Genomic DNA, 17,071 nt, shown 5'->3' on the forward strand with positions numbered 1-17,071 from the left:
ACAAGGGCGAAATCTGGACGTCCTTTGGAGTGCAGTGATTGCATGGCTCGATGAATGACCTGGACTCGAGCGTCTGCCCGACCTCGACACGGCTGGTCGGACGCGACGGGGACCTCGCGTTCATCCACTCCTTCTTCGGCAATTCCGAGGTCCAGGGGGCGGCCCTGCTGCTCGCGGGCGAGGCGGGGGTGGGCAAGACCGCCGTGCTCGACGCGGTGGCGACCGGCGCCGTGCGCAACGGCGTCCGGGTCCTGCGCGCGGCCGGCGTGCAGTTCGAGGCGGACATCAGCTACGCCGGTCTCAACCAGCTCCTCGTACCGCTCTTCGACGACTTCGACATCCTGGACACCGTTCACCGCGACGCCCTGCGGGTCGCGGTCGGCATCGGCGGCGGCCCGGCGCCCGACCGCCTCCTGACCTCCACCGCGGCTCTGCTGCTGCTCCGGCTGATATCCGTCCGGACGCCGCTCCTGCTCGTCATCGACGACCTGCCGTGGCTGGACCGGGCGACCAACGCCGTGCTCGGCTTCGTGGCCCGGCGGCTCGTCGGCAGCCGTATCGGCTTTCTCGCGGCCTCCCGTGAGGGCTCCGAGAGCTTCTTCGAGTCCAGCGGCCTGACCGAGCACCGGCTGAAGCCGCTGGACGACGCTTCATCGGCCGAGCTGCTCGCTCTCGCACATCCCGACGTCTCCCCCGCGGTACGGCGCCGCATCGCGGCCGAGGCGCGCGGCAACCCCCTCGCCCTGGTGGAGCTGCCGGTGGCGCTCTCCGCCGAGCAGCGCGCGACGCTGGCGGCGGTGCCCTCCGTGCTGCCTCTGAGCGAGCGGCTGCAGGCCATGTTCGCCTCGCGCATCGCCGTTCTGCCCGACCCCACCCGGGAACTGCTGCTGATCGCGGCCCTCGACGGAACCGGTGACCTCGCCTCGATCGAGGCTGCCGCGTCCGGCCGGGCCGACGTCGACGACCTCGCCCCCGCGGAGCGGAACCGGCTGGTGACGATCTCGGCCGACAACCGACGGATGTCCTTCCGGCATCCGCTGATCGGTTCTGCGGTGGTGGAGCGGGTGAGCGCCGCGGACCGCAGAAGAGCCCATCAGGCGCTCGCCGACGCGCTCAGCGACCAGCTGGAGCGCCGCGCCTGGCACCTGGGAGAGGCGGCGACGGGCCCGGACGACACGGTCGCGGCCCTGCTGGAGGAGGCTGCGCGCCTCCGACTGCGGCGCGGGGACGCGCTGGGCGCGGTGGCGGCGCTGACCCGGGCCGCGGGGCTCAGCACTTCGGCGCCCGACGAGGGCCGCCGGCTGGCCGAGGCGGCCTACGTCGGCGTGGACTCCGGCGGTGAGCTGGAGGACGCCTCACGCCTGCTCGCGGGGGCCCGGCTCATCCATCCCACCGGGCAGCAGTCGCTGCACACGGCGGCCGCGTCGGCATTCCTGCTGATCAACCGGGACGGCGACATGGGCACCGCGTACCGGTTGCTGGTCGGAGCGATCGAGTCCGGAGACCATGGCTACGACGCCTCGGACGATGCCCTCATCGAGGCTCTGCACCTCCTGGTGCTGCTGTGCTGGTACGGCGGCGACCCCAAGCTGTGGGAGCCGCTGTTCGCGTTCGTGGACCGGCTGACCCCCGAGCCGCCCGAGCTGCTCTGGGTGATCACCCAGACCTTCGGTGACCCGGCGCGCACCGGTACCGCGGTGCTGCCCCGCCTGACGGAGCTGATCGCCACGGTGGGGGACGACCCCACCCGGGTGATCCGCGTCGGCACCGCCTCGGTCTTCGTGGACCGGCTCGGGGACTTCCGGTGGGCCACGCGTCGGCTGGTGGAGCAGGGCCGCGGCGGCGCCGCGCCCGTCCGCCGACACTTGGGCGCGCTGATGCACCTGGGCCTGGACTACTTCCACCTGGGCCGGTGGGACGACGCCGCTCAACTGGCGGCCGAGGGGCTCACCCTGTGCGAGGACCACGACTACCGGTTCTACGCGTGGTACTTCCAGTACATCCAGGCGGTCGTGGCCGCGGCGCAGGGCGACGGGGAGACCAGCTCCGCACTGACCGAGGAGATCGTCCGGTGGGCGATGCCCCGCGGGACCCACGGCGCACGGTCCTTCGCCTGCCATGCCAGGGTGCTGGCCGCCCTCGGCAGCGGCGACTTCGAGACCGCCTACCAGCACGCCTGCACGCTCAGCCCGCCCGGGACCGTGGCTCCCTATGTCCCGATCGCCATGTGGGGCACGATGGACCTGGTCGAGGCGGCCATCCGGACCGGCCGGGAGAAGGAGGCCGCGGCCCACGCGGCCGCGATGCGCGAGTCCTCGATGGCCGGGTTGTCGCCCCGGCTGGAGCTGCTGGTTCTGGCCTGCGAGGCGCTGACCACGCCCGGGAAGGCAGCGGTCACCCTCTTCGAGCGGGCGCTGTCCCTGCCCGGCCCGGAGCGCTGGCCCTTCGACGTCGCGCGGGTGCGTCTCTTCCACGGCGAACGTCTGCGGCGGCTGCGTGCCACGACGGAGGCCCGGGAGCAGCTGGCACAGGCGCTGGAGGCCTTCCAGCGCCTGGGTGCCAAGCCCTGGGTGACGCGTACCGCGATGGAGCTGCGGGCCGGCGGCCAGTCCGCGCCGACCGCCGCCAGGCCGGGACCTGTGGCACTGACCGCTCAGGAATTGCAGATCGCCACGCTGGCGGCGACCGGACTGACCAACAAGCAGATCGCCGAGAGGCTGTTCCTGTCGCATCGGACCATCGGCACGCACCTGTACCAGATCTATCCCAAGCTGGGCATCACCTCGCGGGCCGCGCTGCGGGACGCGCTCTCCGGGCTCGAGACGAACGACACCGATTGACACGGCGGGTCAAGAGCGACGACTTCGCCGTTGCCCCAGTCATTCGACCTATGCCGGGCCCCGAGCCTGCGCCCACAGTGGACGCGGGGATGCCCTTCCGGGCCGTCCTCCTCCGGTGGCCCCACCTGATGCCACCCTGCACCACGAGAGGGGAACCGGATGGTCGGTGCCTCGGACAGCCATCCGGACATCCACTGGCCGTCGGGCTTCTCGCCCGATCAGGCCCACAGCTTCTGTCAGGCACAGGCCGTCGTACACGCTCCGCCCGCCACGGCCTTCGCGCTGCTCACCGATGTGACGCGGTGGCCGGAATGGGTTCCGGGCGTCACCGAGGTTCGAGCCGGGCCGCTCGTGCGGACCTTCGAGGTGTGGTTCCACGGGCACCGGTTCGAGATCTTCGTGGGAGAGCACGTGCCGCACCGCCGGCTCGGCTGGTCGGGCATCGGCGCCGGTGTGCAGCTGTACCAGGCCTGGCTGCTCACAGCGGTCGCGGGCGGCACCCATGTGGTGACCGAGAACGTGGTCCGCGGTCCCGCCGCCAAGGCCCTGGGCGCGTTGTCCCCGCTGTGGGCGCAGCGCTTGGACGCGCTGTGGCTTGCCCAGCTCAAGAGGCTCTCGGAGAGCGCCCCGGCGGGCGGCGGCGCGTAGTCGGCACCATGCGAAGCCCCGCCGGCGCCCGACGGCGCCGCCGGCCGACGCCCGGTGAGGGCGTCGGCCGGTCGAGGGCGCGTTGTCCGGTGGGTCAGGCGGCCGGGACAGTGTCCTTCGCGGTGACGGTGGCGGGGTCGGGGGTTCCGGCCGTCTCAGCGGTCTTCCGCGCCGGCTTGAGGAAGAGGGCGAGGAGGACGCCGACGGCGAGGGTGGGGGCGATCCAGAGGTAGCCGGTGGCCATGGCGTGGGCGAAGGCGTCCAGTGCGGTGTCGCGCAGGGCGCCGGACAGTCGGCCGATGGTGTCGGGGCGGGCGGCGTCGAAGCCTCCGGCGGTCGGCAGGCCGCGGGTGTGGTCGGCGAAGCCGGTGTTGAGGAGGGTGCCGAAGACGGCGACACCGAAGGCCGCGCCGATGGAGCGGGCGAAGGTGACCACGGCGCTGGCGGCGCCGAGATCGGCGGCGGGCACGCTGTTCTGGACGGTGGTCAGCACGACCATGGGCACCATGCCGATGCCGACACCGGTGATCAGGAAGTAGACGCTGAGGACGAGGGTGTTGGTGGCCGCTCCGATGGTGCCCAGCAGGAGCAGCCCGGCGAGGTTGGCGAACAGGCCCACGAGAAGGATCGCTCGCAGCCGGTCGACGTGTGCGGCCCAGCGTCCGGCCAGGGACTGGCTGACGACCAGACCGGCGACCAGGGGCAGCATGTGGATGCCGGAGAGAGTGGCCGAGACCCCGTGGACGATCTGAAGGTAGGTCGGCAGGTAGACCAGCACGGCGAACATCGCGGCGTTGGCGAAGAACCCGACCAGCGAGGAGAAGACCACGGTCCGGGAGGCGAACATGGCCGGCGGCAGGACCGGGGCGGCGGCGCGGCGCTCGACCGGCACCAGCACCACGGCCAGTACGACGGTGGCGACGATCAGGCCGACGATGGCCGGCGAGCCCCAGCCCCAGCGCTCACCGAAGGAGGCGATCAGGACCAGGCCGGTGGCGATGGCGGCCAGGATGGTGGAGCCGAGGTAGTCGATTCGGGCCTTGGCGCCCCGGGTGGCCACGGGCAGCGTCCGCGCTGCGATGGCCAGGGCGATGAGGCCGACGGGCAGGTTGATCAGGAAGGCCCACCGCCAGGACAGCTGGTCGGTGAAGACGCCGCCCAGCAGGGGGCCGACGATGCTGGCGACGCCGTAGACCGAACCGAACATGCCCTGGTAGCGGCCGCGTTCGCTCGGGGCGACGATGTCACCGACCAGGGCGAAGGTCAGCACGATCATGCCGCCGCCGCCCACACCCTGCAGTACGCGGGCGCCGATCAGCTCGGGCAGGTTCTGCGCCAGGCCGCAGGCCACCGAGGCGATCAGGAAGATCGAGGTCGAGGCCAGGTAGAGCCGCTTGCGGCCGAACATGTCGCCGAGCTTGCCCCACAGCGGTGTCACGGCCGTTGACGCGAGCAGATACGCGGCACTGACCCACGCGATGTTGTCGAACCCGTTCAGGTCCTCCGCTATCCGGGGCAGCGCGGTCGAGACGATCGTCTGGTCCAGGGCCGCGAGTAGGACCGCCAGGATCAGCGCACTCATCGCGGCGACACCGCCCGCCTTGGGCGAGGGGGACCTGTATGCCTTCGACATCGGAACTTGCCTTTCTGGAATAGGTGCACGAGGACGGTGTGCCGTCCGCCACCAGACGATGAGACCCATTGGCCTGACACTTCTAGCTAGATTCGTCACGTCACTGTAGCACTTACTGGAGTTGATTCCACGCTCGAGAGGCATTAGGTGTCTCAGGCTTCACATTCCGCCACTAGACTCGGTGCGGTGAGAGCTGACGCAGCGCGCAACCTGGAAGCCGTCCTGACCACCGGAGCACGCATGCTCGCCGCCGACCCCGGCACGAGCATCGCGAGCATCGCCGCCGAGGCAGGAGTGGACCGACGCACCGTCTACCGACGCTTCGCCTCCCGCGAAGAACTCCTCGCGGCCATCTACGAATCCCGCCTCACGGCCATCGAGCACGCCATCCAGGACGCACGACTGCAAGAAGCACCCGTCGCCGTCGCCCTGCACCGCTACGTCGAGAACATCATCACCGTCAACCGCACCTGGCCCGTCGACCTCACCCGCATGCTCACCGACGACAGCGTCCACGCCCGCCGCGACCTCTCTGTCGCCGAGGTCAACGCCTTCCTCCAACGCGCCACCGACGAAGGCCTCCTGCGCCCCGGTCTCCCGGAGGGATGGCCAAGCGCGCTGCTGCCCCAGCTCATGCACCTCGTGTCCCGGCAGCTGCCCGAACTGAGCCCCGCACAGGCGGCGGACGTCGTCGTCGACACCCTGCTGAACGGCCTCGGAACGTCCTGACACACCGAAGGCCCTCGGGAACACCTGTGTCCAGGTGTTCCCGAGGGCCGGTCAGCCTGTGCGGCGGCGGTAGGGGTGTGTCCCGCCGCCTCTCACCTCATTCCACGTCGGTTGTGGCGGACTCCTTCGAGGAAGCGGCCGGCCAGGTCGACGCGCTCGGCGAGGGTGGCGGGTGTCTGCCCGAAGTCCCCGAACAGCTCGTGCACACCTGCCTCGGCGGCAGCCCGCGCGCAGTCGATGTACTGGGCGAGAGTGCCCGCCTGCGGCATCCGGTCCGGGTGGGTCTTCGTGTCGGTCAGCTCGGGTTTGACGCGCAGCGCCATGCGCAGGCAAGCCGTCCAACACCGGGGTCACCGCGCTCACGGGGACGACGTACCGGGTCTGGTGCGGGGCTGACACCCGACCGCAGGGGGCCACCAGGACCTCACGTTCTCGGGTTCCGGGAGCGCTACGTCACGTATCTCGCAGTGGCCCGGCGAACGCGGCCAGAACGCGCGGGCGGGGTGGCTCATCATGGTCCTCCTGAGGGGCGGGGCGTCGGGCCTACGACACATGTTTCGCAGCAGAAGGTACACACCCAGCGCGAACTCGCCGGACGCGTACGTGTTCGGAGGGGCTAGTGTTCGGAGGGTGGCCGACAGCAAGAACTTTTTAGGCCATGCCGGGTGACGAAAGAACTCGGGCACATTTAGTCTTCTGCGTGAGGTGGGGTGGCGGGACATCGGGCACGTCACAGGCGCGACCGCGCCCAGCATGTGACGGGGCCGGCCACGGCCGTGCCGTCACACGTGCAGCCGCCTGCTGGGCGGCTCCCGGAAACGCACCGCTCCAAGGTCCATAAGGCGAGCGGTGGGAGAAAGCACGACGTACCCTCGCGATTGTGCCTGGCGCGATCCGTACGCACAGAACGCGGGAGCGTCCGGGCCGAGTTGGTTCAGGGGTGAAGGGAGTGGGGGACGGTGGAGTCGATCGCCGTGACTATGGTCGGCCGCGAGAGCGAGCAGGAGGTGCTGTCGGCGTTCGTGGGGGCCTCCGGGGGCCGGGCTCTCGTTCTGCGGGGCGACACGGGTGTGGGCAAGAGTGCACTGCTGGACCACGTCGCCGAACTCGCGACGGCCGAGAAGCACAGGGTGATCAGGGCGGCCGGGGTCGAGGCCGAGTCGGAGCTGCCGTTCGCCGGTCTCCACCAGTTCCTGTATCCGCTGCTCTCCTACATCGACCGGCTGGACGACACTCACCGGGGCGTCTTCGACGTCGTCTTCGGCAGGAGCGAGGGCACACCCCCGTCGGTCATGACCCTCGGCATCGCCGTCCTCGACCTGCTCTCCCTCGCGGCGTCGCAGAAACCCCTCCTGCTGGTCCTCGACGACGGCCAGTGGCTCGACACCTCCAGCACCGAGGTGTGCGGGTTCGTGGGGCGCCGGCTCACCGGCAGCTCGGTGAAGCTCGTCGTCGGCCTGCGCTCCGGCGTGCCCTCGGGCTTCGACACGGCCGCGCTGCCGGAGCTGCCTGTGACCACGCTGTCGGAGAAGGCCTCCGAACAACTCCTGGACATGCACCACCCCGGGCTCGATCCCCAGATCCGCCGTCTGGTGCTGGACGAGGCACAGGGCAATCCGCTGGCCCTGCTGGAACTGCCCCCCTACGTACGCGGCGGCCGGGCGGGACGCAACCCCGAGGAACTGTTCGGGTACACCGGTGTCCCGCTGCCTCTGCGCCTGCAGCACGTGTACGGCGCACGTATCGAGGCCCTCGGCGACGCCGTGCGCGCGGAGCTCCTGCGCGGCGCCCTGGACGGCGCTGGAGCGGGCACGGCGGCCGGTCGCGCACGGGGCACGCGCTATCGCATGGTGGACGCCCACGAGGCCGCGGCCTGCGGCCTGCTGGACATCGACCCGCTCAGCGGCGACTTCGTCTTCCGCCACCCCTTGGTGCGCTCGACGGTCGTCCAGAAGGCGACCCCCAACGAGCGGCGCGCGGCCCACGCCGCCCTCGCCCATGTGCACCGCGACGACGTGGAACGGCGGGCCATGCACCTGGCGGCCTCGACGGTCGACCCGGACGAGGAGGTCGCGGCCGCGTTGGAGACGGCGGCGGACTCCGCTACCCGGCGTGGCGGCTCGCAGGCTGCCGTGGCCTGGCTTACGCGGGCCGCCGAGCTGAGCGAGAGCCGCGAGGAACGCTCCCGCAGACTGGGGGACGCCGCGTTCATCGCGGGTCACGCCGGCCTGCTGGACAGGGCCCAGCAACTGGTCCGCTCCGACAGCACGTCCGGCAAGAGCGAGTCTCCGGCCTCGGTGGTGGCATCGGCCTATGTCGCGCTGTACGAGGACGGGGACGTACGGTCCTCGCATCGCCAGGTCCTGACGGCGATCGAGAGCATCCGTGACAGCGGTGTGAAAGAGCCGAACGAGGTGCTCATCCGGCTGGTAAACCTGCTGCTGGCCATCAGCCAGTACGCGAGTGACGCGGCCGCGTGGCAACGGACGCATGAACTCCTCGACTCGCTCGGCGACTTGGTGCCCCCGCATTCGCGCGTCTACGAGGACGCATGGGGCGACGTGGTGCGTCGCGGTGCCGGTGTGCAGGAGCGGGTGGAACGCGCCTTCGCCCGCCTCCACAACCTCGAACCGTGGGACGTCACACGCCTGGGCGCCGCCGCCTACCACGTGGACACCCTCAGCCACTATCGGCCGCATCTCCAGCGCACCGTCGACCGAGAAGTGGAGACGGGAGCCGTGTCGGTCGGCATGACCATGCTGCACCAGATCATGCTCGACCAGATCGCGGTGGGTGAGTGGGAGGAGGCGGAACGGACCGGACAGCGGTGCCTGGAGCTGACCACGTCTCATCGGAATACGCTGTTCGCTCATCACACCCGGGCGTATCTGGGGCTGCTGGCCGCACTGCGCGGCCAGGTCGAACGCGCACGGGAACTCCAGGCCACCGTCGACGCCTGGGCCCGCCCCCGCGGCGTCGGCTTCCTCACCCAGATCGCCGACGCCACCGGCACCACCGCCGCTCTCACCGAAGGCGACTACGAGGCCGCCTACCTCCACGCCATCGGCATCACACCTCCCGGCACCTTCACCCCCTACGCCCACCAAGCCCCCCGCACCCTCCTCGACCTCGTCGAAGCAGCCCTCCACACCGGCCGCACCCAGCAAGCACGCCAACACGCCCTCGCCGCACAAGACGCCGGCCTGCCCGACATCTCCCCCCGCCTCGCCCTCATCACCTACGGCGCCCTTGCCATGACCACCACCGACCCCACCGAAGCCGACCACATGTACCACCGCGCCGAAACCCACCCCACCGCCGCCCACTTCCCCTTCGAACTCGCCCGCATCCACCTCGCCCACGGCATCCACCTCCGGCACACCCAGGGCCGGAAGGTGGCACGGCCGTCGCTGACCCTCGCAGCCGAGACATTCGAGCGGCTCGGTGCCCCCACGTGGACCGAACGGGCCCGCGCCGAACTGCGCGCGACCGGCGCGTCTGCCCCGGCCACTTCCGCGCATCTGGCGGCGCTGACCTGGCAGGAACGCCGGATCGCCGATCTCGCCGCCGGCGGCCTGACCAACAAGGAGATCGGCGAACGGATGCACCTCTCACCCCGTACGGTCAGCTCACACCTGTACCGGGTCTTCCCCAAGCTGGGCATCACCTCCCGCGCCGCCCTGCGCGACGCACTGGGCAGGATCCCCGGCGAGCAGAACGTGTGAGCACCATTCGGGTGAGCACCACGTAACCACGCCGGCCGACGGCCCGGGGCCCACAGGTCCCGCCCGTCGGCCGCGAGGTGTTCAGCTCTCACCGGGCAGGCCTCGGATGCCGCGTTCGTCCAGCCAGCCGAGCACGTAGTCGGCGACGAACCGCCATCCGCCGTCGATGACCAGCGAGTGGGCGCGGTCCGCGAACTGCTTCAGATCGGTGACGGCGGTGGAGTCGCCGTACTGCTTGTACACCGCGCGGGTGGCGGAGTCGGGTACCAGCCGGTCCTCCTGCCCGGAGATCAGCAGCAGCGGTCCACGGCCCGCGTTGCCGATGTCCGCCACGGCACGCGGGCTGCGCGGTGCCCCGCCGCATCCGAGGTCGGCGAGCAGACGGCGCGGTGTCGGCACCACGTAGCGCTCGAAGAGCCCGTCGGACTCCTCCGCCTCGACGGTGTTCGCGATGACGTGGTGGAACTGCTGCGGGGACAGCGACACGAGGTGGTCGGAGGCGTCGACCTGGTCGGGGGTCCACAGCCGGGTCGGCGAGGAGGGCAACAGGACATCGTTGATCGGGGCGGACGCGATGGCCACCGCCGCCCGGCCGACGTTGGCACCGATGAGACGCTGCGCGATGAGTCCGCCGACCGAGTGGCCGATGATCACCGGCGAGACATCGAATGCACGCACGATTCTGGCGTAGTGGTCCATCAGAACGTCCAGACCGGCGCCGCCGAGCGACTCGGGGGACTCGCGCACCTGTGAAGCGGTGGCGGCCTCCCCCGGCCAGCCCGGGGTGAACGCGAGGAACCCCCGGCTCGCGAAGCGCTCCGCCCACGACTCCCAGGACAGCGCGTGTAGCCACGCGCCATGGATGAAGACGACGGGAGTACGGTTCACGGCTGCTTCCTCCGAGCATGACGACCACCCGGCACCGGCAGCGGGCGACAGTTTCAGGATCGTTCAGCCACAGGTCAGGGGCGACAGTCGAATGACTTAATCTTCACGCCCCCGGGCCCCCGGCCCGCGCGGGCCCGGGCAGGCCCGGGCAGGCCCTGCGGCAGAACTCGCCCGAACATGCCGCCCGAAGACGGACCACTGTCCGTTTGGCGGCATCGACCACCGCGACACCGGGGAAGCCGGCGATGTTGCACCGTCAAGTTACCTATGTACGGCCTTCCCGCGCGGGCGACAGTTGGTCGGGCAAGCTTCCGCCACAGGGAAGGACAACCCGTCATGAGCGGCAACCAACCAGGTGTACAGGCCGACCGAACGGCCCCGGCCGGCCGGCCTGAGCTGGTCCTGGACATCGAGCGCGTGCTGGACGTCTCCGCCCGGATCGCCGTCAGGGCGGAGTTCCGGTTCGACCCGGAGGCCCCCTTGGTCGTGTGCGTGGAGCTCCTCATCGAGGGCGGCCCGCGGGTCCTGTGGCGGATCGGCCGGGACCTCCTCCAGCAGGGGCTGTACTCGATGAGCGGCCTGGGTGCCGTCCAGATCTGGCCGTCGCACCCGGCGGAGCGGGCCACCGCGTGGCTTCAGCTGACCTCCGGGGACATGGCGGCCCTGTTCGAGCTGCCCGTGCCCCCGCTGGCGGAGTGGCTGGAGTACACCTACGAGTTCGTTCCCGCCGGTCACGAGCTCGCCGAAATCGACTGGGACGTCGCCACCGTGGACCTGCTCCGGGGTCCCAGGGCGCACTCCGACTGATCACGAGGGACACGCTGCGCAAGCACCTGTCCCTGGTGCCCACGATCGCGGCCATGGCTCACACGACGACCTCCACAACGGCCACCAGGTTCTCGCAGAGCGGGAGACGGGCTGGTGGACGTTCACCCTGCACGTCCGCAATCTGGCCACGAGACGGCGGTCGCCGCCGCGGCCCGCTTCCACACCTCGGCGGCCCCGGCCGAGGAGCGCCGATGCGCGACGGTGAAGTCACCCAGGTAACCGCCTCCCCGAACCGCGGCGGACGCCTCGGGGAAGACGTTCGAAACCGACGGGAAGTCGCTGCGTGCCCGGGCTGCCGCTGACGCTGTCCAGATGGGCACCGACCACCTCGGCCGGCCCGTCGCCGGACCCGGGCAGCGAGGCGATGAGGTTCGCCCCGCGCAAGCGCCGGTGGAGCCGCGGCTTGAGGGCGAGCGCGCGGTTGGTTGCCGTGCCGGTACGCCACGGTGACCACTTCGGCGGGGAAGACCTCACGCACATAGCGGACCTCGTCGCCGAGTGTCACGGCGGCGAACCCCGCCTTGTGCACGGCCCGCGGACTCCACCCCCACTCGATCAGGAAGCCGAGCCTGGCCGTGGCCGCGTACTCCAGGTATCTCGTGTTGCGCAGGTGGCCGTTCAGGTCCACATCGTCCCAACGGACTTCGAAACACTTCTTGAACACTTTGGACATTTCAGAGGACCAGCCTTTCCGCGTCACGGTCAGTGACGGAGGTGAAATCTCTACGTACACGTGTCGAGAAAGGCAGAGGGTTCACTCCGGCTGGCAGCAGGTGTGAGGATCCACCCCTGTTCCACGATTGCACCGTCCGCTGCGGCGCGGCAGAGTGTTCCAACTGCCGGGCGCGACAGGCGAGATACCTGCAACATTCCAACCGTAAGGAAGTCGCGTGAGTCCGATTTCGGTCCGGGGATTCGCAGTGGCCTCTGCCACCGATGTCACCGCTGTCGGAAGCGTCGTCGGCGTTGCTTCGGGCAGCGCCGCACAGACCAACGACGTCGAGGCGACGGCAGCCGACACCACGCTCCTCTCGGACATACCCGCGGGCGGCGGTCCCAGGTGCAGACCGCGTCCCTGACGCAGCAGGCCGACATCCAGGCCATCGCCGCCGATGCGAGCGCCAAGAAGGGCGCCGAGAAGCGGCCCGCAAGGCGGGCGCCAAGTCCGCGATCGAGAAGAAGGAAGCCGCCGAGAAGGCGGAGCAGGAGGCCCAGGAGCGCACCGAGGCCAAGGCCGCCGCGTCCCAGGACACCGCCGGCTTCCCGGTCCAGAGCTCCTGCACCGTCGCGCAGACCGAGGCGATGGCCGCGCAGAAGGTGCCGAGCGACCAGTTCCAGTGCTTCAGCAACATCGTGGACCACGAGTCCAGCTGGAACTACACGGCGGTCAACGCCTCTTCCGGTGCCTACGGCCTCTTCCAGGCGCTGTCCGAAATCAAGACGTCCTCCGTCGGCGCCGACCGGCAGACCAACCCGGCCGCCCAGATCCAGTGGGGCCTCGACTACATGAACAGCACCTACGACAGCCCCTGTGGCGCCTGGGCGTTCTGGCAGGCCAACCACTGGTACTGAGCCCCGTCCGCCCCGACACATGTATCTCGGAGCGGTTAGGGTCGAGAGAAGACAGGTGCCGTGGCCGGGAGGACAAGGTATGAACGGAATGCCGGGAGACGCCGGGCCGACGGAGGACGCGGCACTGACACGGGCCGCGCAGGCGGGCGACGTGTCGGCTCTGGCCCTGCTGCTGGAGCGTCATCGGCCCGGGATGCGTGCGGTGGCGCTCAGTCTGCTGGGACCGGGCCCGGACGTGGACGACGTCGTGCAGGAAGCGGCGCTGGTGGCGCTGCGCCGGATCGTGGACGTCCGCGATCCGGAAGCCGTGGGGCCGTGGCTGCGCATGGTCGTACGCAACAACTGCCGGACGCTGCTGCGCGCCTCCCGACGTGTCGAGCCCATGGAGTCGGTGCCGCTGCCGCCGTCGGACGGCGCCACGCCTGAGCAGGTCCTGCAGAGTCACGCGCTGCGGGACTGGATCTGGGAGGCCGTCGAGGCGTTGTCCCCGACCCTGCGCCTGCCGATCGTCCTGCGCTACTTCTCGACCGGGATCACCTCGTACCAGCAGATAGCCGAAGCCTGCGCGGTGCCCGTCGGTACCGTGCGCAGCCGGCTGAGCCAAGCACGCACCGCTCTGGCCCAGGCCCTCACCGCGACGGGGGCCACCGCGCACGAGGACGTGCTGCGCCGCACGGAAGCCAGCTGGCAGGAGGCGCGCGAAACACTCGCGGCCGCCGAGCGCGGCGAGTTCGGCCAGGTGGTAAAGGACCGCTACTCCCCCGAGGTCTCGCTGCTGAGCGGAGGCGAACGGCTCGGTGGAACCGACCTCCTTCTGGCGGGCATGGACTGGGACCTCTCGGCGGGCGTACGCCAGCGCCCCCTGCACGTGGTGGCGGGCCGGTCCCTGATCGTCTGGGAGATGGAATTGATCAATCCGCCGGACAATCCGGACCACTGCCCACCCGGTGTCGCCTGGATCATGACGCTGGACGGCGGCCGCTTCGACCGGGTCTCCCTCTATCACGCACCACGCCCCCAGGCCGCGCCGACTCCTGCTGCGGCCTGAGTCCATGCCCTCCCCCGCGATCCCATCTCCGTGACCCAGATCACATCCTGACGATCGAACTTCCCGACCTCCGGAGCGTCGTGTCGGTGTCAGAGACACCTGCACACCACACGGAGGTCCCGTTGAACACGCCCACCGCACACCCCCACGGCCCGGCGTCCGGCACCGGTCCCCTCTCCCCCGGAACCCACTCCTACCGGCTGGGCGGAATCGTCCAGCGCTATCACGTCCACGGCAGCGGCCCGGTGTGCGTGGCCCACTCGGGCGGTCCCGGAATCTTCTGGGACTACCTGCGCATGCCCGCCCTCGAAGAGCACCTGACGATGGTCTACGTCGAGCCCGTCGGCACCGCCGAGGACAGCCGTCTCCCGTCGCACCCGCACGGTTACACCCGGGAGAGGTACAGCCGCTTCCTGGAGACATTGATCAACCGGCTCGGCATACCCAAGGTGCACCTGCTGGGGCATTCGCACGGCGCGTTCGTGGCCGCCCACCACGCCCTGCACCGTCCCGAGCGGCTGGCGGGCGTCGTGCTGTACGAGGGCGCTCCCGTCACCGGTCCCGAACACGGCGCGGAGGCGGGCCGCATGGTGGAGGCCTTCGTCGCGAAGCACGCCGGCCATCCCGGACTGCCCGATGTGCTGGCCGCGTTCGACGCCATGTCCAGCATCTCCAGCGACGAGCAGACCGTGGCGGTCGCACGCGGTGTGCTGCCGTCGTACTTCGCCGACTACTGGGGCAACGAGGAGCGGCTGGCCCCGTTCCGGGACGCGATCCGGGCCACGTACGTCTCTGGCCTGGACGAGGGCCTCACGCCTGATGTCATCGACGACCGCGTCGCCCTCAAGGGCCTGGAGCCGCCGGCTCTGATCGTCGTGGGTCGGCACGACGTGATCTGCGGGCCTCGCTGGGCACTCGAACTCGACGAACTGATCCCCGACTCGCAGCTGCTGCTGCTGGAGAACAGCGGGCACATGGGGCACATCGAGGAACCCGAGCTGTTCGCAGGCGCGGTCCGTGACTTCGTCCTTCGGACCACCGCCCCGTGGGACGGTGCCGCGTAGGTCACCGGAGGCATCTCACGACGTGTGTCGGCCCGCTTCGGGCCGACACACACGTGAACCTGGTGGCTTTGGCACTGCGCCTTCTGCTCACCGAGGCCAAGGTCTGCCTGGAGACCTTCGACCTGCTCGACGACGGCGTCGAGCAGGCCCTCGACTCCTTCGCCGACCTCGTATATGAGGACATGGACCACGAGTGGCTGTACGACGACGCCAATGACGGCATTGAGGACAGCCCAGTCAGCGAGGCTCTGGACATCGCGCCCATGGGACTCGCCGACTGGTTCAAGCCCTTCAACGACGGCCGCTACGTACACCCCTACGCGATGGACGCACTGGCCGGAGAAAGGGACAGCGAGGCGGGTCGAACTGCGCAACGCGGGCCGGGAACCGCTGGATCTGGAGTCCGTCACGTCGTTGGTCCTCGGCTCACTGACCGATGGCGAGAACGCCACCAGCGCGGCGGACCTGCTGTGGGCGGGAACGAGTGGCTGGCCGAATACCGTTGGCAGCGCCGCCCGTTGAGGCAGGCCGCGCCGGCGTTCAACAGCCGCGTCCGCCACCCGAACGGCAAGGGCGCCTTCACCATTTCCGGGCAGGGCTCCTGGTCCAGCTACGGCCACCCTCCCATGGGCTGTCTGACGGACCGCCATACAGGGCGGACATGGCTGCGGCAGATCGAGCACAACGGCGGCTGGACATGGGAGTGCGGCGTGCGCGCCGAAGCCGCCTTCGTGGCGGCCTCCGGCCCCAACGATCTCCGGCACGCCTGGTCGCACCCTCTGGAGCCGGACGGTGCGCCCTTCCGAACCGTCCCCGTCACGCTGGCGCTCGCGGAGAGCGGCGGTGTCGACGAGGCGTTCGCGACGCTCACCCGCTACCGGCGAGCCGCCCGCCGCCCGCACCCCGACCACACGGGCCTGCCGGTCATCTTCAACGACTACATGAACTGCCTGATGGGCGGCCCGACCACGCATCGCCTCCTCCCGCACATCGACGCGGCCGCGGAGGCGGGCGCCGAGTCCTTCGTCATCGATGCCGGCTGGTACGACGACGAGGGCGGCGGCTGGTGGGACAGCGTCGGCGCCTGGGAGCCCGCCGCATCCCGCTTCCCCGGGGAGCGAGGCATCCACGAGGTCCTGGACCACATCCGTGAGCGGGGGATGGTACCGGGGCTGTGGCTGGAGCCCGAAGTGGTCGGCGTGCGCAGCCCGTTGGCGACGACGCTGCCCGATGAGGCGTTCTTCCGGCGGCGCGGCGTCCGCGTCCTGGAGACCGGCCGCTACCACCTCGACCTGCGCCACCCCGCCGTCCGCGCCCACCTCGACCGCGTCGTGGACCGTCTGGTCGACGACCTCGGCGTCGGCTATCTCAAGCTCGACTACAACGTCGACGCGGGCCCAGGCACGAGCGCCCACCCGAATGAAACCCCCGCCAACGGCCTCCTCGGCCACAACCGCGCGCAACTCGACTGGCTGGAAGGCATATTGGACCGTCACCCCCACCTCGTACTGGAGAACTGCGCGTCCGGCGGCATGCGTGCCGACCACGCCCTGCTGTCCCGGCTGCCCGTGCACTCCGCCAGCGACCAGCAGAACCTCGATCTCCACGCGCCCATCGCCGCGGCGGCACCGACCGCGGTCACCCCGGAACAATGCGCCGTCTGGGCCTACCCGCAGCCTGATGACTACCCGGATGAAGTGGCCTTCACCATGGCCAACGCCCTCCTGGGCCGTATCCACCTCTCCAGCAATCTGCCCGAACTCGCCGACGCTGCCCGCGACTTGGTGCGCGAGGCGGTGTCGGCGTACAAGGCGATCCGGACCGATCCGACGGACGCGATCCCCGCCTGGCCGCTGGGCCTTCCCACCTGGGACGACCCGTGGATCGCGCTTGCCCTGCGCACGCCGGACGGCACCAGGTACGTGACGGTGTGGCGCCGCCCCGGAACCGACGAGAGCGCCGTGCTGCCGCTGCCGGGCCCGCAGGCCGCGCCGGTCCGCGTGACGTGCTGTATCCGGCGTCCACCCGGGCGCGGACGTCATGGCGCGCCGAGGCCTCCGAGGTGAGGGTGACGCTTCCCGCGGCACCCTCAGCGG

12 protein-coding genes and 1 pseudogene are annotated in these 17,071 nt (G+C 70.5%); 9 read left to right on the top strand and 4 right to left on the bottom strand.

Features of this window, described 5'->3' with window-relative positions:
- Positions 1 to 50 precede the first annotated feature (50 nt).
- A complete protein-coding gene (locus ACIBK0_RS15300; RefSeq protein WP_399079676.1) occupies positions 51 to 2,840 on the top strand; it encodes an AAA family ATPase in 2,790 nt (929 codons plus the stop codon).
- A gap of 159 nt (positions 2,841 to 2,999) precedes the next feature.
- Entirely contained in the window at positions 3,000 to 3,488 is a 489-nt protein-coding gene (locus ACIBK0_RS15305; RefSeq protein WP_399079678.1) for an SRPBCC family protein, read from the top strand.
- A gap of 94 nt (positions 3,489 to 3,582) precedes the next feature.
- Here ACIBK0_RS15305 and ACIBK0_RS15310 read toward each other — a convergent pair whose 3' ends face one another.
- On the bottom strand, positions 3,583 to 5,121 hold the full coding sequence (locus ACIBK0_RS15310) for an MDR family MFS transporter (RefSeq protein WP_399079680.1): 1,539 nt from the start codon (positions 5,119 to 5,121) through the stop codon (positions 3,583 to 3,585).
- Between the two features lie 240 nt (positions 5,122 to 5,361).
- On the opposite strand from ACIBK0_RS15310, the gene ACIBK0_RS15315 reads away from it, so the two are divergent.
- Entirely contained in the window at positions 5,362 to 5,850 is a 489-nt protein-coding gene (locus ACIBK0_RS15315; protein WP_399079867.1) for a TetR/AcrR family transcriptional regulator, read from the top strand.
- A 92-nt stretch (positions 5,851 to 5,942) separates the two neighbouring features.
- On the opposite strand, the gene ACIBK0_RS15320 is transcribed toward ACIBK0_RS15315, so the two are convergent.
- Positions 5,943 to 6,173 (bottom strand): hypothetical protein, encoded by a 231-nt coding sequence (locus ACIBK0_RS15320; RefSeq protein WP_399079682.1) that lies wholly within the window; start codon positions 6,171 to 6,173, stop codon positions 5,943 to 5,945.
- Positions 6,174 to 6,830: 657 nt separating this feature from the next.
- Here ACIBK0_RS15320 and ACIBK0_RS15325 point away from each other — a divergent pair.
- Positions 6,831 to 9,575, top strand: a complete 2,745-nt coding sequence (locus ACIBK0_RS15325) for an AAA family ATPase (RefSeq protein WP_399079869.1) — start codon at positions 6,831 to 6,833, stop codon at positions 9,573 to 9,575.
- An 81-nt stretch (positions 9,576 to 9,656) separates the two neighbouring features.
- On the opposite strand, the gene ACIBK0_RS15330 is transcribed toward ACIBK0_RS15325, so the two are convergent.
- Positions 9,657 to 10,463 carry an alpha/beta hydrolase gene (locus ACIBK0_RS15330; protein ID WP_399079684.1) on the bottom strand — a complete coding sequence of 269 codons (807 nt, stop codon included), beginning with the start codon at positions 10,461 to 10,463 and terminating at the stop codon, positions 9,657 to 9,659.
- 336 nt (positions 10,464 to 10,799) lie between these two features.
- Between ACIBK0_RS15330 and ACIBK0_RS15335 the strand changes: the two genes are divergently transcribed.
- Positions 10,800 to 11,270, top strand: coding sequence for an SsgA family sporulation/cell division regulator (locus ACIBK0_RS15335; RefSeq protein ID WP_399079687.1), 471 nt, complete (start codon positions 10,800 to 10,802; stop codon positions 11,268 to 11,270).
- Between the two features lie 58 nt (positions 11,271 to 11,328).
- Here ACIBK0_RS15335 and ACIBK0_RS15340 read toward each other — a convergent pair whose 3' ends face one another.
- Positions 11,329 to 11,964, bottom strand: coding sequence for an acyl-CoA thioesterase (locus ACIBK0_RS15340; protein WP_399079689.1), 636 nt, complete (start codon positions 11,962 to 11,964; stop codon positions 11,329 to 11,331).
- 217 nt (positions 11,965 to 12,181) lie between these two features.
- Here ACIBK0_RS15340 and ACIBK0_RS15345 point away from each other — a divergent pair.
- The 4 genes and pseudogenes from ACIBK0_RS15345 (at position 12,182) to ACIBK0_RS15360 (ending at position 17,041) form a co-directional block, all read left to right on the top strand.
- Positions 12,182 to 12,863: pseudogene (locus tag ACIBK0_RS15345) on the top strand (transglycosylase SLT domain-containing protein).
- 79 nt (positions 12,864 to 12,942) lie between these two features.
- Positions 12,943 to 13,911 (top strand): RNA polymerase sigma factor, encoded by a 969-nt coding sequence (locus tag ACIBK0_RS15350; protein WP_399079691.1) that lies wholly within the window; start codon positions 12,943 to 12,945, stop codon positions 13,909 to 13,911.
- Between the two features lie 122 nt (positions 13,912 to 14,033).
- Positions 14,034 to 14,975 (top strand): alpha/beta fold hydrolase, encoded by a 942-nt coding sequence (locus tag ACIBK0_RS15355; RefSeq protein ID WP_399079693.1) that lies wholly within the window; start codon positions 14,034 to 14,036, stop codon positions 14,973 to 14,975.
- A gap of 68 nt (positions 14,976 to 15,043) precedes the next feature.
- A complete protein-coding gene (locus ACIBK0_RS15360; RefSeq protein WP_399079695.1) occupies positions 15,044 to 17,041 on the top strand; it encodes a glycoside hydrolase family 36 protein in 1,998 nt (665 codons plus the stop codon).
- Positions 17,042 to 17,071 lie beyond the last annotated feature (30 nt).

The sequence above is a fragment of the Streptomyces sp. NPDC050564 genome, assembly GCF_044457265.1.
In the GTDB taxonomy this organism is placed as follows: Bacteria; Actinomycetota; Actinomycetes; order Streptomycetales; family Streptomycetaceae; genus Streptomyces.